The sequence below is a fragment of the Limnoraphis robusta BA-68 BA1 genome, from assembly GCF_034932365.1.
Classification (GTDB): Bacteria; Cyanobacteriota; Cyanobacteriia; order Cyanobacteriales; family Microcoleaceae; genus Capilliphycus; species Capilliphycus robustus.
Window position 1 is genome coordinate 22,761 of record NZ_JAYGHR010000010.1, and the last position, 19,317, is coordinate 42,077.

A 19,317-nucleotide genomic window follows, 5' to 3' on the forward strand; every position below is an offset into this window, starting at 1 on the left:
ACTGATACCATGATAGGCTAGGGAAAGAGCGTACTCAAGTAGAACTAGCCCCTATTTTAGATCCTCTCTAACCATCGCTGAAGCGAAATTTACAGTATGAGACCCTCATGGAAGATCGGTACTTCTCCCGCGAGACGCAATCTGATATCATTCAGATGATCCTCTCCACATCTTTCTTTCAAGGTTTGCCGACTGAGGCAATAGATAAAGCCACATCTCACGTTGTCGGCCGCCAACATCCTCCAAACCAAGTCATTTTATTGGAAAATGATTGGGGGAGTTCCGTGTATTTTATTCTTGATGGTTGGGTCAAAATTCGTACCTACAACCTAGACGGTAAAGAAGTGACACTCAATATCTTGGGAAAAGGAGAAATATTTGGTGAGATGGCCGCCTTAGATGAAGTTCCCCGTTCGACAGATGTGATCACCCTTGCTCCTACTATGATTGGGAATATGCCCGCCCAGGATTTTGTAGAACTGATTAACACTGAACCCAAGGCGGGTATTCGGTTAGCGCAATTGATGGGAAGGCGTCTACGTCAGGTGAACCGACGACTACGGCTGCGAGAATCAGACAGCACCTCCCGAGTTGCTGATATTTTGTTGTTTTTGGCAGAAGGACAGGGAAAAACCACCGAAGAAGGCACCCAAATTCCCAATCTTCCCCATCGGGAGTTAAGTGGCTTGAGTGGACTGGCACGGGAGACAGTAACCCGAGTTCTCAGTAAACTGGAGAAGAAAGGATTGATTCATCGCGATCGCGATGTTCTCAGTATTCCAGATGTTCACGCTTTAGAGCGAATTCTCGTCTAGTCCTGGACGCACTGATTCCTGTTGCTCCTTGATTCTCTTTTGAGTCAAACCACCCCTTCTCCCCCCAGATTTTTTGTGACAAAGACCAAAAAACCTCACCCTTCCAGTCCCCTTTTCTCTCAAAATCAAAACAACGCTCAACCCGACAAAAAGCCTCGTTCTCCCATTCCGATGGTGGAAACGGCATTTCTCGCCAGTACAGCGAGTCTCATTTGGTTTGCTAACTATTATTTTCCGATGGGGCCTGTGTTGCGGGTGTTTTTTCCTTTACCGATTGCTTTGCTGTACTTACGCTGGGGAAAGCGAGAAGCCTGGATGGGTGCTTTGACTTCCCTGCTGTTACTGACGGTTTTGATGGGGCCTACTCGCTCGATTATCTACTTGATTCCCTACGGTTGGATGGGAGTTGTGATGGGGGGTTTGTGGAAACGTGGCGCTAACTGGTTTGTTTCCATTGGAATTGGTGCGATTATCGGCTCTTTTGGCTTCTTTTTTCGCTATTGGTTATTATCGATTTTACTGGGTCGAGATCTCTGGGTTTATGCCACAACTCAAATTACAGAATTAGCGGAATGGATCTTTATCAAGTTAGGAATACTCGCTCAACCGAGTTTAACCCTTGTTCAAATCCTTGCCATTGTCATGGTTGTCGTTAATAGTGCGATTTATCTGTTTGTGGTTCATCTGGTGGCGTTATTATTGCTCGATCGCCTCAAAAGCCCCATTCCTCGCCCTCCCGCTTGGGTGCAAGTTTTACTCGACTACGAAGGTTGATTCAGGCAACAGGCAGAAGGCAGAAGGCAACAGGCAACAGGCAGAAGGCAACAGGCAGAAGGCAACAGGCAGAAGGCAACAGGCAGAAGGCAACAGGCAGAAGGCAACAGGCAGAAGGCAAAAACTGGTCACTGGTCACTGGTCACTGTTCACTGGTTACTGTTCACTGGTCACTGGTCACTGGTCACTGTTCACTGTTCACTGGTCACTGTAAACTGTCTCCCCACCCCCGACCTATAATCATTTCATCTGAGGACTGTGACTGTACTTGTCTATTGTCAAGCGGAACGGGCGAACCACTGGTTAAAACAATATCGCGGAGGTCAGCCAATTTTTGCCTGTGTTTTGGGGTTTACTGAAACTGGCTTGATTCCAGGTATTTCGGCTGCGGGTGCCACGCCTAAAGATCGCCAATATACCTGTGTTGCGGATGCCGAATTTCTCTACAACGGCCCCCAACAATCACCTGAATATCCTTTACCGCCTCTAAATGCCGGGGCTTCCCCGGTGTTGATTTCTCGGGCGGTTGTCGAGGGCTTGAAGATTCCGCTTTGTCTGTTGAATGCGGGATTACCTGTGGCTTCTGCGGTTCCTACGATTGATTTAGGGGGAGTTCCGGCAAAATGTGTCAGTTCGGGTCAAGCAATGGATTTAAGCACGGTTAAACACCTATTTGAACAAGGGTTAATTTGGGGTGAACGACTCGCCCTGCAAGCAAATTCCCCCAGTTATATGATTATCGGTGAATGTGTTGTTGGGGGTACGACTACGGCTTTAGCAGTCTTGCTCGGTTTGGGGTTCGCCGCCCAAAATAAGGTTAATAGTAGTCATCCTGATTGTAATCATCATCAAAAGTTGGCGATCGCAACGGCGGGACTACAAGCGGCGAACTTATGGCATCCTCAATCGATTCAGGGTTTAGATCCTCTGAAATTAGTAGCTGCTGTTGGTGATCCGATGCAAATTGTCGTTGCAGCAATGACAATAGCCGCTAGTCGTACTGTGGGAGTTCTTCTAGCGGGGGGAACACAAATGCTGGCGGTTTATGGTTTAAGTGAAGCGCTCGTTAACTATTTTGATTTAGATTGGCACCCGGAACAAGTGATAGTCGGAACAACCCGTTGGGTGGCTGAAGATCCAACTGGCGATACAGTAGGACTAGCTCAAGAAATTGGTTCTGTTCCCCTACTGGCTACCCCTCTCAACTTTTCAACTTCCCGTTATCCTCAACTGCGAGCTTATGAGCAGGGATATGTTAAAGAAGGGGTCGGGGCTGGTGGATGTGCGATTGCGGCTCATTTAAAAGGTTGGAACTCTACCCAACTGCTAGATGCGATTGAAGCTTTAGCCGATCAATATCAAGCTGTTGTAAACCGTGATCAAATGTAGAGACGTTAACTAGAACGTCTTACAGAGTTAGTAATGAGTTCTCTGGGCGAGCAACTGTTCTTCTAAGGCGGCGATCCGGTTGTAAGCAGCTGTTAGTTGAGCTGTCAGTCTCTGAACTTGCAGATCGGCGGTAATGTTGGGTTCTTCTCGATGAATCATCACTTTGGTTGTGATGTAGTCGTCATCGCTTAAAACATCTTTATGTTCTAATCTCGACTCGAGCGAAAGGTGTCGCCTGGTAAAAGATTGACTGTGAGTAGGTTCTACTGGGGATTTTCGATTTTCGGTTTGGGTGGGTGATTGGGATGTGATCAATTCGCCTACTCTGTCATTGACTTGCATAACGATTTCGTAAAGTCGATCAACTTTGTGATTCAAAGCGATGACTTGTTGGTTGAGCGTATCCATGAAAATTCCTTTACTGTCTTTAGTGGATTTCTATCTTTAATCCTAGACAAAAAATTGCTCAACTGGGAAGTTACTTCTACATTATTTAACTTTTACCCTCAAACTCTCATTAAAGAAATTTTAATTCTCTGCTTTTGACTCTCACCCAAAAGAAGCCAAATCTTTGCTGAGATTGCCGTAGGAGTAAAAAGCTGTTTCACTTCCGGCTCTTGATATGGCCTATTGTTATCCTTGGGTTGTATAGACCCTCTGCTTTTATACTTTTGATAGATTGAACTCGACTATTTTTGATTAATTTCCCTGCTCAGAGCGGCTGATCAACATTCATAAATTGGCAGTTACTTGATTAATAATCAAAGCAAAATCATTAAAAATAATGATAAATTTTCACTGAATCTGTCTGAAAGAGTCGCTGATTGTCTTGTCTAGAATTTAAGCCTAAATTACCCAGTTCTTGATTCAAGCCTAATAGTATTTTTTAGATCTCTACCGTTTGGAGGATTAATCACTCAGTCCGGTTTATGAAAATTTGTGATAAACTGAAACAAAAATCTAATCTTTCTCATAAAGATTTGCTGTAAATCAGTAAAATCTTGGCTTGAATTCAGGGTTTTGTATCAAGGGCAACTGCACTCTGATTTTTGGGTCTTATATTCTCAGTTGTAATTAAGAGCCGCAAATTTCTCATCATACCGGAAATTCTCAAGAGACTCTTGTAATCACAAAAAACGACTGTTGAGATTGCCATGTTGAGGTTTTTGTGTGTATATTAAGAAATATAACAAAATCCGAGCCAGGGTACTTAAACATTGCGTTTTGTACTTCAGTAGAACCGAGAGGAGGACTTCTTTAAATGAACGCACCGATCCAACAAATCAAAAGATATACAGTACCTCAAATCGAACAATATTTTCGCCAATCAGAAGGAATGTGGCATTCTGAACGTCGGTACTACACGCTCCCGGATGGAAAATCTCAAGAATGGGTTAGCCGTCTGACGGTGAAATTTTTAGCCCAAGGTAGCCCGGAACTGATCAAACTGGCTGAACTGCACAACCTCAGCGATCACGAAGTATTATTCTGTGGTTCTTATGTAGAATGGTTAAGCACCCGCTCGACAAGCGATCGCCCCCAATCAGAAGGGTCAACAATTTTTGGGGTATTGGGAAATATTCTGTATCGCGATCGCGGTTTTGCGACAGATAAACCCATCAACGCTAAATATTATCTTCCCAATCCAGACACATTATGCTTGCGAACCGAGTACAATAATTCTGTATTCGAGGAAGAAATCAAACACATCGGCACGAAGTACCGAACCCGTCAGTCGATTATCACCAGAGCGGGTGAACAGCAAATGATTGGTCAGTATCTAGAAAAACGAATTCAGTAACACCTGTGAAGCGACGGAATTTTCTCCTGGGGACAAGTGCTATTACGTTAGGAAGTATCGCAGTCGGGTGCCGACAGAAAACGGCATTCAGAATCGAACTCTTAAAAGGTTCAGTCCCCGTCCAAATGGTCAGTAAGTTCCGTCAGGGACTCTTAGATCGTCCTGTGATCGATTTTGTTCCTCAGCCTCAACTCAAAGACCTCTATGGCTTGCTACAACAGAACTCTGCAACCACAGATTTAGTCATGCTTGGGGATTTCTGGTTGAGTGCTGCTATTCAACAGAAATTACTACAACCTCTCGATGCGAGTGTTTGGCAACAGTGGAATCAACTCCCGCAGCAATGGCAAGCTTTAGTCACCCGCAACCGTGAAGGACAGTTAGATCCCCAAGGGCAAGTCTGGGCGGCGCCCTACCGTTGGGGAATGACAGTCATCGCCTATCGAGTCGATCAGTTTAAATCTCTCGGTTGGACACCGAAAGATTGGGGCGATTTGTGGCGAGAAGACATCCGTCATCGCTTTTCTGTTCTGGATCATCCTCGGGAAACGATTGGTTTAATCTTAAAAAAACTGGGTTCATCTTACAATATTACAAATCTGGAGCGGGTTCTTAGCTTAGAAGAAGAACTGCGTCAACTCCACCGCAACGTTAAACTTTATGACTCTAATAATTATCTCAAACCATTAATTACCGGAGATACTTGGTTAGCGGTTGGTTGGTCTACTGACTTTCCCGAAAAGATTCGCCGTCAACATAATCTCGCCGTTGTCGTCCCGGCGTCGGGAACCCGCCTTTGGACTGATTTGTGGGTACGCCCTGCCTCTACAAAACCTGTCTCTGAAGTTCCCTTAGCCCAACAGTGGATTGATTTTTGTTGGCAACCGGAAATAGCAACTCAAATGTCTTTACTCACGGGTACAACCTCCCCCATTGTTCCTCAGATGAACCCCAATGAGTTACCGTCCGCCCTGCGAAATAATCCCTTACTGTTTCCAAAAGCAGAAATTTTAGAGCAAAGTGAATTTTTGCTTCCTTTACCCGAATCTACTTTAGAACAATACCGATCTTTGTGGACAAAAATTCGCACAGAAACAGTTGGGAGTTGATCAAAAAAACACGCTCGACACAAAGAACACTAAGAATAAATCTTTGTGTCTTCCTTTCTTGGTGGTGAAATAAAAAAACACGAAGACACAAAGAACACCAAGAATAAATCTTCGTGTCTTCCTTTCTTGGTGGTGAAATCAAAAAACACGAAGGCACAAAGAACAGTAAGAATAAATCTTTGTGTCTTCCTTTCTTGGTGGTGAAATCAAAAAACACGAAGGCACAAAGAACAGTAAGAATAAATCTTTGTGTCTTCCTGTCTTGGTGGTGAAATCAAAAAACACGAAGGCACAAAGAACACCAAGAATAAATCTTCGTGTCTTCCTTTCTTGGTGGTGAGTTTCTTCAGACAAAGAACAGTAAGAATAAATCTTTGTGTCTTCCTGTCTTGGTGGTGAATTTTTACCCTAAAAAATCGGATGACGCTGAATAAAAGCTGTCATTGTCGCCGCATCAACAGCCGGGGAAAATAGGTTTCCTTGTCCGTATTCACAGCCAATTTGTTGAATGATTTGTTTTTGTTCGAGGGTTTCTATTCCTTCTGCAACGATGCTAAACCCTAAGCTGTGAGCGAAATTGGCGATCGCTTCGACAAATTTTGAATTGGAGTTTGGGGAAGTCATTTGACTGACAAAGGAGCGATCTATTTTGAGGGTATCGATGGGAAAACGTTGTAAGCGATCTAGGGATGAATAACCTGTGCCAAAATCATCAATTAAAATTTGAATTCCCATTTGTTGGAGTTGAGTTAGGCGTTTGGCTACCCATTCTAAATGTTCGGCGATCGCACTTTCGGTAATTTCTAGGCGTAAATTGGCTGGGGTTAATTCTGTTTCCTGCAAAATTTGTTGAACTTGACGAACGATTTTCTTTTGAGAAAATTGTTGTCCGGCGACGTTCACACTGACTGATATATTGGGATCTAATCCCTCTTGAATTTGCCATTGTCGAAGTTGTTGACAAGCGGCTCGTAATACCCATTCTCCCAGGGGAACAATTAACCCGGTTTCTTCGGCAATGGGAATAAATTCACCGGGAGAAATTAAGCCTTTTTTTGGATCGGGTAAACGAACTAAAGCTTCAAAACTCTTGATTTTTCCTGTTTTTAAACAAACGATAGGTTGATAGTAAACTTTGAGTTTGGAAGACTCTATGGCGGCTCGTAGATCATTTTCTAAACGGAGTCGCATTAGCGTATTCATCTGCATTTTGCTATCAAAAATCGCATAGCGTAAGCTACTATGATGCTTGGCGTGGTACATGGCGATATCAGCATCTCTGAGTATATCGGTGCTATGTTTGTAGGAATGATTGGCTGCATAGTAATGGCTGAGGGTAATTCCAATACTGGCACTGATTGACACCGATTGATCTTCGAGAAGAAAAGGTTCTTGCAGTGTGGCGAGAATGAGTTCGGCGACGAGAATACTATCAGAAATTCCTTGAATTTTGTCTAATAAAATTGCAAATTCATCTCCGCCCAAACGTGCCAAGGTATCGTTAATATTAATGCAGTGTAGGAGTTTTTTGCCAACGCGAATCAGTAATTCATCTCCGGCTAAATGTCCTAAGCCATCATTAACCAGTTTGAAGCGATCTAGATCAATGAATAAAACGGCAAATAAGTGATCAGAATGTTGACGGGCTTGATTGAGGGTTAACTGAAGTTTATCCATAAAAAAAGCCCGGTTGGGTAAACGAGTTAACGAGTCGTGATAAGCGAAATAAAAGAGTTTAGCTTCGGCTTGTTTGCGTTCACGAAGTGCAGCTTGCTGTTGGCTGAGATCGGTTTGAGAACCCACCATGCGGATGGGATCACCCTGATCATTCCACAGGGCTTGACCCCGATGTAAAACCCATTTGTAGCTGCCATCTTTGCAGCGAATACGGTATTCTGTGCTGTAGTTATGGGTTTTTTGGTCTAAATGATCTTCAATGGCTTTGAGGACTCGTTCTCGATCTTCGGGGTGAATTTGCTTTTCCCACTCAGCCAGATGGTTATTGATTTCGTGGTCTTCATAGCCTAACATTTCCTTAGCACGCGGCGAGAAGAACAGTTCATTGGTTTGGACGTTCCAATCCCAAATTCCATCATTGCTTCCCTGAAGGGCTAATTTCCACCGATCTTCACTGATTTTGAGGGCTTCATCTAACTGTTTTAAACTGCTACTTCGGGGCTGATTTCTCTGTTCTAGGTTTTGGTTAATCCGTTCGAGGGTCGCCTGGGCTTGACTTGAGGTATGGTGATAATCGGGGGGAATTTTTTGGATAAATTTTGATTCGGGTGTGACTAATACAATTAACCAGTTTAAACCGCGACTATCATTAAAGGGAAATACATCGATTAACTGAATTTCCTGATTCCAGGTGAATTCTAACTGATGATCTGAGTTGATTTCAGCAAGATTTTCAAAATGTTGGTATAAATAAAGGGTGGTGGCTTGAATTAAGCGATCGCTACTGTGGATAGCCTTTAAATAGGTTGCGGTTTGAGTCGGATCGACAGTCAAAGGATGAGTCATAGAGGAACTTGCAACTAATGTACCAGAAGGTTCGACAATAAAAGCAATACTCCCCTGATCAACGGTGAGTGTTTTGAGAAATTCACCGATGTGAGATAAAGACAGATCACAGCCTAAAACACCCATAAAACAGTTTTTCGCATCATATAACGGTAAAACCGCCATCAAACCGAGTTGAACTTGAATGGTGTTAGAATATTGATAAATCGGACTCCAAGTGGCACAATTAAACTGTTGAGCCGTTTGATACCAAAGCCGATGACGAGGATCGTAGTTCGGACACAAACCAATTGGCTCAAAGGTGCTATTTCCACAATCATCGAGAGCATAGATGTATTTGTTTACACCTGTTGTTGGGGTTTTGATTTCGAGTGTTGGTGTGTGATCCGCGAGTAAAGTAATCCCGATATATTTCCCGGTGTTGTCACCCCAATTCATCCCACTGACACTATCAAAAATCTGGATTTGTTGCCAAAAATATTGCTGTATGCTCTCGAAATTATTGCGATTGATCTGAGCATATCGGATTGCATTGGCGTTAATCTGATTAACTTGGTGAGGTGTATCGAGATAGGTTTTGAGGTATGCTGAAATATGAGCCGCAGTTTTACGGCGCAATTGACCCGCTAAATCGAGAACGGCTCTTTGTATTGGAGTTAAGGATTGTGATTCCATTGTATGATCGAACGCACCTTGTAATAGAGCTTTGAAGAAAGGCATAGATAGGATTACGAGTTCAAAATGAATCCATTATTCTGGAGTAGATCTTCCCTGATTGTCCGATGAGGAACTGTTAAAATTACTGATTAAATCAGTGACCCCTTTAGTAGATCAGTGAATTGAGCAGTAGATTTATTAGAATCCTAGCAAAGCACTACAAATTTAGCATCCTCTCTTTCCGGATTTTATATCCAAATTATTGAGTTCTTTGTCCAATATGATTAAAATTCTCCATCTGTCTGATATCCATATGGGTAGTGGCTTCTCCCACGGACGTACCAACCCCGAAACGGGTTTAAACACTCGTTTAGAAGACTTTGTAAAAACTCTGGGACGGTGTATTGATCGGGCGATCGCAGAACCGGTTGATCTGGTGTTGTTTGGGGGAGATGCGTTTCCCGATGCGACTCCGGCGCCGTTTGTTAAACAGGCGTTTGCTCAGGAATTTCGACGGTTAGTGGATGCTGAAATTCCGACTGTTTTATTAGTGGGAAACCATGATCAATATTCTCAAGGACAGGGGGGAGCGAGTTTAGGAATTTATCGGACATTAGGTGTACCGGGGTTTGTGGTTGGCGATCGCTTAGAAACTCATAAAATTAATACTCGAAATGGGGAAGTTCAGGTGATCACGCTTCCTTGGTTAACTCGTTCGACTTTATTAACTCGTCCTGAAACGGAGGGGTTAACGTTAAGTCAGGTTAATGAGTTATTAATTGAACGACTTAAAATCGCAATGGAAGGGTTAATTCGACGGTTAGATCCTCAACTTCCGACGGTTTTACTGGGTCATTTAATGATCGATAAAGCCAGTTTAGGAGCCGAACGTTTTTTAGCGGTTGGGAAAGGGTTTAATATTCCTTTATCGTTGTTGATTCGCCCTTGTTTTGATTATGTCGCTTTGGGTCATGTTCATAAACATCAGAACTTGAATAAATCTAATGATCCACCAATTATTTATCCGGGAAGTATCGAACGGGTTGATTTTAGTGAGGAGAAAGAAGACAAGGGTTTTGTATTAGTGGAGTTGGAAAAAGGTCAGGTTAAATGGGAGTTTTGTGCTTTACCTGTGCGTTCTTTTTGTACAATAAAAGTCGATGTTTCTCAAGCTGAAGATCCCCAAGCTATGCTCCTTAAAGCGATTGAGAAAAAACCGATTGAAGATGTAGTCGTGCGGTTAATTTATCAACTGCGTTCAGAACAGATTGATTTGATTGAAAACTCTCGTTTACATGAAGCTTTAACTGCGGCTCATAGTTATAGTATTCAAGCAGAATTAGTCAGTCAATTGGCTCGTCCTCGTATTCCTGAACTAGATCGTCATACGCTTGATCCCCTCGCCGCTTTAAAAACCTATTTAGGGAGTCGCGAAGATCTCAAAGAGATTGAACAAGATTTGATGGATGCGGCGGAAGAGTTGTTAGCGGGGGCGACACCAGAAGAAGTAGAAGTTTAGTTTTTTGGCTGTTGTTTGTACTTCAAAACCCGCTCAATGGTTTGGATGATAAACTCAGCATCTGCGGAATTTTGTTGAGTGACTTGATGTTGCAGATTGGATGAATTGACAAGCTTTTCTAACTCATCTAAAACGGCTTCAGCCTGTTCAACGTGAGAAAGCATTGAGCAAGTAATCCGAGCGTCTTCAATGGCAGATTCTTGGAGTTCTTGTAAGTTAAAGTTTAGCTGATTTGCAATCGTATGAGTTTGATCACTGACTTTTGAGGTTTCACGAATCAGTCGATTAATTTCCAGGCTAATTTGACTGAATCCCTGGGGTTGAGGAGAATCAGATTGATAGGTAACAATGGCGGCTTGTACGGCTAGATGACGAACTTTTTGAATAATCTCTCCCAGCATTTGAGAAGTCGAATTGATGGCTGCGAGATCGTCAGCGATCGCTTGACTGATTTTAAATAAATGTTCAGTATTACGGTAGATCGAGTTTGAACCGACAAAGATCGCATAAAACGCTTTGCGAGTTTCTACAGAAATCCGTTCACTCATTCTCAGAAAATGCTGATTAAACTGAAGAATCGGTTGAGTATACTGAGCGAGTTTAGCTTTGCGTTTACTGTAGTCTTTATCATATTGCTTAAAAATTAAATCTTTCTCCTGTTTGAGTGATGCTGCATATTCTATAACCTTGTTTTTTTCTTGCTGCAATTTTTGCTCAAAGGTTTGTAATTTCAAGTTTTGTTGTTCTATTTGGCGACAAGAAAAATTTAACAGATTATTTTGAGCCAAAAGTAAGTTATAAATATCTAGGAGTCTAAATTCTCCTTGCTCTAACTCAATGATTATCGGTTCATAAACGAATTGTTTGGGTCGAGTTAATGCTTGATTCGCAGCGAATAAAATTGTACAGTTTTTAGACAAGACCAGAGGGGGAATTCGGATGACATCTAATAGCAATTGAATCGGTTGATTAAAATACAGATTTTTGCGATTGAGATTATTCATCTGTTCGCGGAAATTGGCTTTAGAAATCATCCCAACTAATTGATGATCATCAACCACAATTACACCCGGTAATTCGGGATTTTGATGAAATTCTTGGGCAATCACTCGTCCAGGTGTGGTAGAATTGACTTGGAAAGTATGGGAAATAAGATCTTCAACGGTAGACTCAAGGGTGATCCGAGATGAGCTGCTCATTCAACTAAACTCGTTCTAGGGATTGTGGACTGAAGCATTTTTTGATATCATACATATTGGTCACGGCAGTCCTATTCTGTCAAGTCGGAAAAAGAACGCCCCAACTCCATACATCTGTCAACTGCGATCAACGCTTAACATTCTGTTCTGTTCAGGCTGAACAAAGGAGTATCAACCTATTTTTCGGTTCCGCTTCTCTTGGTCTACACTCTGTTTGTACCTAAGTCTAGCTATTGTATTCAAAGTTAACACAATTCGCTTTCCATAGGAGCTAAACTCAGCAAAGATAATTAGGGGAACTCAGTCATGGACTCAGTAAAGCAATTTAGTGTTATCTTGACAATAGAACTAGAATAACAATCATACAGATACAATTGTGTTCTACCCATTTTGCTGTTGATTTTGATACAAACCTGTGGATAAAGCCCTGTATCAACAACTCGAACAAGAGAGACTTTTAAACCAAGTGACTAGCCAGATTCGCCAAAGTCTGGACTTGTCTGTTATTTTGTCAACAGCAGTTGAACGGTTGCAGCAATTTTTGCAGGTTGATCGCTTATTGATCTATCAGTTTGACTTTGAATGGTCTGTTCCTCCAGGCGAATGTATCCTAGAACGAGAAGGGGAAACAGAGGAACGAAAGCGAAATACTTCACCCCCTCGACTCCCGACTTCCTCTGGTTTGTCTTCAGTTAACAGCAATAGTCGCAAAGGATGTGTCACCTACGAAGCTCGTTCGTCTGATCAAATCTTGTCTGTTCTTCACTTAAGCGAAGCAGATAGCTGCTTTTTTGAAAAGCCAGAAGCTCAAGCAAAATTTACAAAAAGTCAGGCGTTTTTGATGATTCAAGATGTGGAGAATACCTATCAATCTTCACCCTGTTTTTTGGCGTTTTTAAAACAGATTAAAGTTCGCTCAAAGCTGGTTTTTTCAATCATTGTACAAAATCAATTGTGGGGATTATTAATCGCCCATCAATGTTTCCAACCCCGTTCTTGGACTGAGGATGAAAACAAGTTTCTCGCTCAAATAACCGAACATTTATCGATCGCAATTTATCAAGCCCAACTCTACGCCCAACTCCAACAGCAAAAGCAAACCTTAGAGCGACGAGTTACAGAACGCACACAAGCCCTTCACGACGCCTTATTAGCGGCTCAATCTGCCAATCGAGCGAAAAGCGAATTTTTAGCCACCATGAGCCATGAATTGCGAACGCCGCTCACCTGTGTCATTGGGATTTCAGCTACCCTATTACGTCTTTATTCTAACAGTGAAGAACTGCCAAAAATTCCCCGAGAAAAGCAGCAAGAATATCTAAAAAAAATTCACGACAGTGGAGAACATTTATTAGAACTAATTAACGATATTCTCGAACTTTCTCAAGTAGAAGCCGGAAAAACAGTCTTACAAATCAGTGAATTTTCTCTAACTAAACTCGCTCAACAGAGTTTATATTCCTTTCGAGAAAGAGCGCAAAAACAGGATATCATCCTCACCAGTGATATTCAGATAAAACCCGATCAAGATAAATTTTCGGCTGATCAACACCGAGTCAAACAAATTTTATCCAATCTATTAAGTAATGCGATTAAATTCACCCCAGAAGGCGGACGAGTTACTCTACGAGTTCGAGTTGATGGGAACACAGCGATTTTGCAAATCCAAGATACTGGAATTGGAATTCCCGAGGAACAACAACCTTTATTATTTGAAAAGTTCCAACAACTTGATTCTTCCTATCGTCGTCAATATGGCGGAACAGGTTTAGGTTTAGCGTTGACCAAACAATTAGTTGAACTTCATGGAGGAGCGATTAGATTTACCTCAACTGAAGGTATCGGTTCTAAGTTTACCGTTCACCTTCCCGCTCTACCTAATCTCTCTCCAAATTCTCAGCAACGAGTGAAAGCTTCTTCATTCAAAACCTCACTACAAACAATATACACTAATAACCCACGAGGTCGGTTTATCCTGATTGAAGATGATGAAGAAACAGCAACACTAATCTGTGAAATTCTAACGGCGGCGGGTTATCAAGTGGTTTGGTTAGTAGAAGGATTAACCGCACTCGGACAAATTGAATTGTTACAACCGACAGCCCTTATTGTTGATATGTACATAGCGGGTCAAGATGGTTATGAAATCATTCACCACCTAAAAAACACCAAAGCTACACAACAAATCAAAATTTTAGCAATCACAACTGAAACTGAATCTACATCTCCAGAAAGTGTCTTAATCACTCAGGCTGATGATTTTATTACCAAACCCATTCAACCGAATCAGTTACTTAATAAAATTATCAGTTGGGAGGCGCGAGAATAAAGATTAAACTTGTCCATCGCTTCAATTATGTTGATTCGTTACATTTGCAGCAAAATCCACTCAACTTGCTATGCTATAAAAGTTATTACTCAGTAAACAGTAACCTGTTGGGAAACTCCGGTTAAAATCCGGGGCTGTGCGGCAGCTGTAAGTCATGGACTCGCCAATTGACAAGCCAGAATGCCAACTCGTTACAGACCACTCTACATCCTGCCAAGCACAGGAAAGGGGCTTAAATGCTTATTAGTCAAACTCAAAATTTCAACCTCAGTCTTCCCCCTTTACCCTTGCAACGTCCTTTGTTGCTGATCGGACATGGGACTCGCGACACCGAAGGCCGCCAAACCTTCCTTGATTTTGCCGAAGCTTATCAAGCCCTTGACCATTCTCGTCCCGTTGTTCCCTGTTTTCTCGAACTCACAGGCCCAACTATTCAAGAAGGCATTGAACGCTGTCTCAAACAAGGCTACACTGAACTTTCAGCCTTACCTCTGCTCTTATTTGCAGCCCGTCACAACAAATTTGATATTACCAACGAACTTGATCGCGCCCGAGAAACCTATCCGCAACTCAAGTTTCATTATGGGCGTCATTTCGGTATCAGTCCCCTGATTTTTGACTTGTGGAAAACTCGTTTAGCAGAACTTGATCGCCCTGATATTGATCGTTCTGAAACCGTTATCCTCTTTGTAGGGCGGGGTTCTTCTGATCCTGATGCCAATAGCGATGTCTACAAACTCGCTCGAATGGTGTGGGAAGGAAGCGGTTATCAAACCGTCGAAACCTGTTTTATTGGAATTACTCACCCGCGTCTAGAAGAAGGCTTCCGTCGCGCCCGTTTGTATCAGCCCAAACGGATTATTGTCTTGCCTTATTTCTTGTTTACAGGCCTGTTAGTCAAGAAAATTTTTGATATCACCGCCCAACAACAAGAACAATATCCCGATATTAGCATGACTTGTTTGCCCGAAATGGGCATTCAACCCGAACTGTTGCAACTCTTACGCGATCGCGAAATTGAAACCCAACTCGGTCAAGTTCAGATGAACTGTGAAGCCTGTAAGTTCCGGTTAGCAGCCGTTGCTGGCGACTCACACAGTCATCATCATCACGATCATCACGATCACCATCATCACAGCCATGATCACGGTCACTCCCATGAGGCTGTTGACCCCTATGCCGATCCGCAGCAATATCATCAACGCATTTGGCAAACCCCATAATACCCTGAAACTCTTTCTCAGCGAAAATTCATCTCAGTGAGATTCAATAGATAATTAGTTTGGATCTACCCCCCCCTCATGCTCCGCTTATGCAGTCTTAGAGGGGGTTTTGTTAACTACAGCCAAGATCAAAAGTAATATGAAATCGAAAAAATAATGCTATAAAAGGCAAAAGGCAATATTGATAACAGGTACGGGTAATTTATGAATTACCCCTTCACTGAAAAAACCGATGATTGACTACAATCCCCTACGCGAACTTCTCGCTGCTGCACAATGGAAGCAAGCAGATGGTGAAACATATCGATTAATGCTGAAAATTGCAGGTAAACAGGCGACGGCTTACTTAGATATCGAGAGTTTTGAAAAGTTTCCCTGTAATGATCTTCAAATGATTGACCAACTCTGGACAACACACAGCAATGGAAACTTTGGGTTCTCTAAGCAAAAGCAAATCTATCAACATTTGGGGGGAAACAAAGAGTATAACCAGAACATTTGGAATACTTTTGGCGATAGCATGGGTTGGAGAAGGTCAGGAAAATGGTTAGAATACAATGAATGTTGGCACACTCAACCCCCACTTGCCGTATTTTGTCGGGTTGAGATTGATATCGAAGGTTGGGATATATTGCGCTCATGGTTCTGTCGAAGCAGGGAGTCTGCAATGTTGTTTGCTACTCTAGTATCCAGGTTGAACGACTGTGGCTTATAACTTCTATTCTGTACCCGAACTCAACAAAACCTTCTAAACCGGGTTTCTCTACAAAAAATTTAGCCGATCAGCTAAATTAGCAAGAAACCCTGTTTCTGATAGGGATGCAAGATCTAATATCATGTCCGACTAATCAATAATGATTCTGTAGGGGCGGGTTCAGTCAATATCTTTAGCACTACTCCGAGATTGAGATAAACCCGCCCCACCTCATAACTTTCTATTGCAACTTTTGGGTTAAATTCCAGCAACCATTGCGATGCTCAAAAATATAAGCCCCAGGTTCTCCATAAGTGCGAACAAGATATTCTTCTTCACCCACTTGAGGATCATAAGCATACTCAGCTTTAATATAGTCTACTCGAAAGGTGTTGTTGTTAAAGCGTATAAAGTCAATTTGCAAGCGAGTATAGGGACTATTATCAACACTAGAAGGCACCAATTGAACCCAACGGTAATCTCTCAAATCTATGCTAAACTCATCATCTTTTTTACTTATAACTTCTATGAGAATACTAGGATTTTTATAGTCTCGGACTTCAATAGTATCTGCTGTATAAGTAAAACGTGTTTCCTTCCCTTGGTAATCTTGACCCCGCACAAAATGCTCAAAAAAGCTTTTGTATTCATCAGGTGAACAATATTGAGGTAAAGCCGCAAGCAGTTGATGATTGTTGTTTGTGATGGGATGATCTGTTACGAGTTCACTGGGCGAATTGAGATCATTAAGTTCGTTAGTTGCTTCCCAACTCGAAGCTGTAACCATCGCTTGAGGTTGAGTTTGAGCTTCAGCAAGTGGTAATCTATTAGATACAATAGAATTTCTACAGCCTGTAATCAGTCCAATCAGAATCGTAACAATTAGAACTGTGGGCGAAGTTGAAATGAAGCTATATTTTATGGGCATGGCGTTGAAAAAATTGGGGTATATTTCAGCTTTATGCAGGTTTATATTCCACAGGTAGACACATAAAGTCTCTTTCTAATTGCTGACCATTCTTGAGCATCAGTAGTTCCGGGCTGAAGCTTTTGTCCAATCATTTGCGGATAGCGACTATAAAAAATTACATCTGTTAAATAGTCATAGGGATTAGAATAAGAATCAGGTTGTCCACCGAAATGAAACTCCCACCGACCATCAGGTTCTGCAAACGCACAAGCTACCTCAGTTGGCTTAATGAGGGGTGCAATTGCGGCTCGTAAATTATCCCACTCTCGAATATAATTTCGATCTCGACTTGTTAGTTTGCGACCTTGTAATTGAGGGTTCGCTTGATAGAAGAAATGATCCGTATACTCATCAATCAGTTGGGTAGGGGCTTGTCTGGAAACCTGGGTGAACTCTCTATTAGCACGTTGGGGTATTGCATTTGCTATTGTTGTATGAGTCAAAAATAAAGTACCGGATAGGAGACATAATCCAGAAAATCTTGAGAGAGTCCGGGTGGAAAATAGGGGTTTTATCATAGAGTTAATAACAAAAAAAGCCGGGATTTTTTCAGATGCTTCACCGGAGTTGATTATGGCTTTTACTACATTGCCTGAATCGAGAATTCCGCAAGCACCAAAAATTTACAGACTTCGTTCATCCTGAGCATAACTGAGAATCACTGCTCACTCTATATTGCTGCTTTGGAGGTGATACTCTGAGTAAACTCTCCAAAGCAAACTCCTGATGATCAACCCCTAATCCTTCTCTACATTTCCCGAACATACCAATCAATTTAGAGCAAACCGTACAACCGTTGAATCAGATCAGGCGCTCGGACAACTCCCTCAATTCGATCAACGGGTTTACCTTTTTTAAACAACACCAAAGTCGGTAAAGCTTCTATTCCATATTGAGACGCAATCTGTGGATATTTGTCTGTGTCAATTTTCACGATTTTGATTTGTTGATTCATTTGTTGATTAACTTCCTCTAAAATCGGCGCCATCATGTGACAAGGGCCACACCAAGTCGCATAGAAATCAACCAAAACCGGAAGATCTGAACCCTCTAGAAGTTCTTGAAAGCTGCTAAACGTCTTTTTGACCGACATGGAGAGAAACTCCCTCTAATTTGATGTTTTTATTATAATCTGAGTCCTATCGCAGTTGACTCTCTCGACTGATAACCTTGAAGTTCACACCGCACAGCAAGAATCTATTCTTGAGTATTTTACCCATCCATAAAATTTGATTTGAAATCCCGTTTTGATTGATCAACTGTTACTCAACTCTCTATCGAAATCACAGTTGATGAACAAAGTTTGATGCTCTCGGCGTACCAAAAGCTGTTAACCTCTAGAATGGAAAGATTGACCGGTGAACCACAGGAGAGGAAATATTAATGGACGTTTTACCCGAAACGCTACAACATCTAAAAGAACAAGTTGCTATCATTACAGGAGCATCACGGGGAATTGGTCGGGCGATCGCGATCGCTCTAGCCAGCGAAGGCGCTAATATTGTCGTGAACTACGCGAGTTCTTCAGGTGCCGCCGATGAATTGGTGAGCGAAATTACTCAAGCCGGAGGAAATGCGATCGCCCTACAAGCCGACGTTTCCCAAGCCGATCAAGTCGATACCCTGATCAGCAGCGTCATGGAAAAATGGGGGCGGATCGACATTTTAGTAAACAATGCAGGCATCACCCGTGATACTCTACTGTTGCGGATGAAACCCGAAGAATGGCAAGCCGTGATCGACCTCAACCTCACAGGCGTTTTTCTCTGCACACGCGCCGTTAGTAAAATTATGTTGAAACAACGATCTGGTCGAATTATTAATATTGCGTCGGTAGCAGGTCAGATGGGAAACCCCGGACAAGCGAATTATAGTGCAGCCAAAGCAGGCGTGATCGGATTTACCAAAACAGTTGCAAAAGAACTGGCCAGTCGTGGACTAACTGTTAACGCTGTCGCCCCTGGGTTTATTGAAACGGATATGACAAAAGATCTGAAAAATACCGAAGACATTCTAAAATTTATTCCCCTCGGTCGGTACGGTCAACCCCAAGAAGTTGCTGGAATGGTGCGTTTTTTAGCCGCAGACCCCGCCGCAGCCTATATCACAGGTCAGGTGTTTAATGTTGATGGGGGAATGGTCATGGCTTAAATTAGGGAATAGAGGACAGGGAATAGGGAATAGGGGACAGGGAATAGGGAATAGGGAATAGGGAACAGTTAGAGACTTCCCCTCCTGCCTTCTGCCTCCTGCCTATTCCCTCTTGCCTCTTGCCTCTTGCCTCCTGCCTCTTGCCTCTTACAAGATTGCCTCTT

General features: G+C 42.4%; 16 protein-coding genes and 1 riboswitch. Of the genes, 10 read left to right on the top strand and 6 right to left on the bottom strand.

From position 1 onward, the window contains the following. Positions 1-107: 107 nt before the first annotated feature. The 3 genes from VB836_RS06895 to cobT all read left to right on the top strand — a co-directional run bounded on the left by VB836_RS06895 (position 108) and on the right by cobT (position 2,978). Positions 108-815: a Crp/Fnr family transcriptional regulator gene (locus tag VB836_RS06895; RefSeq protein ID WP_046278947.1), complete on the top strand. Its 708-nt coding sequence runs from the start codon at positions 108-110 to the stop codon at positions 813-815. Between the two features lie 171 nt (positions 816-986). Then, positions 987-1,589, top strand: coding sequence for a DUF2232 domain-containing protein (locus VB836_RS06900; protein ID WP_082172473.1), 603 nt, complete (start codon positions 987-989; stop codon positions 1,587-1,589). A gap of 258 nt (positions 1,590-1,847) precedes the next feature. After that, positions 1,848-2,978 (top strand): nicotinate mononucleotide-dependent phosphoribosyltransferase CobT, encoded by a 1,131-nt coding sequence (gene cobT, locus VB836_RS06905; RefSeq protein WP_046278958.1) that lies wholly within the window; start codon positions 1,848-1,850, stop codon positions 2,976-2,978. A 27-nt stretch (positions 2,979-3,005) separates the two neighbouring features. Here the strand turns inward: cobT and VB836_RS06910 are convergent, their stop codons facing one another. Beyond that, on the bottom strand, positions 3,006-3,386 hold the full coding sequence (locus VB836_RS06910; protein WP_046278944.1) for a hypothetical protein: 381 nt from the start codon (positions 3,384-3,386) through the stop codon (positions 3,006-3,008). A gap of 853 nt (positions 3,387-4,239) precedes the next feature. On the opposite strand from VB836_RS06910, the gene VB836_RS06915 reads away from it, so the two are divergent. Then, entirely contained in the window at positions 4,240-4,779 is a 540-nt protein-coding gene (locus VB836_RS06915) for a phycobiliprotein lyase (RefSeq protein WP_323218635.1), read from the top strand. 5 nt (positions 4,780-4,784) lie between these two features. Next, complete coding sequence (locus VB836_RS06920) at positions 4,785-5,888, top strand: extracellular solute-binding protein (RefSeq protein WP_323218637.1); 1,104 nt, start codon at positions 4,785-4,787, stop codon at positions 5,886-5,888. 408 nt (positions 5,889-6,296) lie between these two features. Here the strand turns inward: VB836_RS06920 and VB836_RS06925 are convergent, their stop codons facing one another. Then, positions 6,297-9,086, bottom strand: a complete 2,790-nt coding sequence (locus VB836_RS06925) for an EAL domain-containing protein (protein WP_323218638.1) — start codon at positions 9,084-9,086, stop codon at positions 6,297-6,299. 262 nt (positions 9,087-9,348) lie between these two features. Here VB836_RS06925 and sbcD point away from each other — a divergent pair, with 262 nt between their 5' ends. After that, positions 9,349-10,587 carry an exonuclease subunit SbcD gene (sbcD, locus tag VB836_RS06930; protein WP_323218639.1) on the top strand — a complete coding sequence of 413 codons (1,239 nt, stop codon included), beginning with the start codon at positions 9,349-9,351 and terminating at the stop codon, positions 10,585-10,587. On the opposite strand, the gene VB836_RS06935 is transcribed toward sbcD, so the two are convergent. Beyond that, positions 10,584-11,786 (bottom strand): CBS domain-containing protein, encoded by a 1,203-nt coding sequence (locus VB836_RS06935; RefSeq protein ID WP_323218640.1) that lies wholly within the window; start codon positions 11,784-11,786, stop codon positions 10,584-10,586. The genes sbcD and VB836_RS06935 overlap by 4 nt on opposite strands. Positions 11,787-12,201: 415 nt before the next feature. Between VB836_RS06935 and VB836_RS06940 the strand changes: the two genes are divergently transcribed. From VB836_RS06940 to VB836_RS06950, 3 genes are all read left to right on the top strand, one after another. After that, on the top strand, positions 12,202-14,115 hold the full coding sequence (locus VB836_RS06940) for a hybrid sensor histidine kinase/response regulator (protein ID WP_323218641.1): 1,914 nt from the start codon (positions 12,202-12,204) through the stop codon (positions 14,113-14,115). A 94-nt stretch (positions 14,116-14,209) separates the two neighbouring features. After that, positions 14,210-14,309, top strand: a riboswitch (adenosylcobalamin-variant (AdoCbl-variant) riboswitch). A 42-nt stretch (positions 14,310-14,351) separates the two neighbouring features. Further along, entirely contained in the window at positions 14,352-15,338 is a 987-nt protein-coding gene (locus tag VB836_RS06945; RefSeq protein ID WP_046280855.1) for a sirohydrochlorin chelatase, read from the top strand. Positions 15,339-15,570: 232 nt separating this feature from the next. Continuing rightward, positions 15,571-16,053 carry a GUN4 domain-containing protein gene (locus VB836_RS06950; RefSeq protein WP_053221409.1) on the top strand — a complete coding sequence of 161 codons (483 nt, stop codon included), beginning with the start codon at positions 15,571-15,573 and terminating at the stop codon, positions 16,051-16,053. Between the two features lie 220 nt (positions 16,054-16,273). Here VB836_RS06950 and VB836_RS06955 read toward each other — a convergent pair whose 3' ends face one another. From VB836_RS06955 to trxA, 3 genes are all read right to left on the bottom strand, one after another. After that, the gene (locus VB836_RS06955) at positions 16,274-16,960 is read right to left on the bottom strand and encodes a hypothetical protein (RefSeq protein ID WP_323218642.1); all 687 of its coding nucleotides are present in this window, start codon (positions 16,958-16,960) and stop codon (positions 16,274-16,276) included. 41 nt (positions 16,961-17,001) lie between these two features. Next, positions 17,002-17,520, bottom strand: a complete 519-nt coding sequence (locus VB836_RS06960) for a hypothetical protein (RefSeq protein ID WP_323218644.1) — start codon at positions 17,518-17,520, stop codon at positions 17,002-17,004. 257 nt (positions 17,521-17,777) lie between these two features. After that, a complete protein-coding gene (trxA, locus tag VB836_RS06965) occupies positions 17,778-18,095 on the bottom strand; it encodes a thioredoxin (protein ID WP_046280637.1) in 318 nt (105 codons plus the stop codon). Between the two features lie 290 nt (positions 18,096-18,385). Between trxA and fabG the strand changes: the two genes are divergently transcribed. Then, positions 18,386-19,153, top strand: coding sequence for a 3-oxoacyl-[acyl-carrier-protein] reductase (gene fabG, locus VB836_RS06970; protein WP_323218645.1), 768 nt, complete (start codon positions 18,386-18,388; stop codon positions 19,151-19,153). The last annotated feature ends 164 nt before the right edge of the window (positions 19,154-19,317 follow it).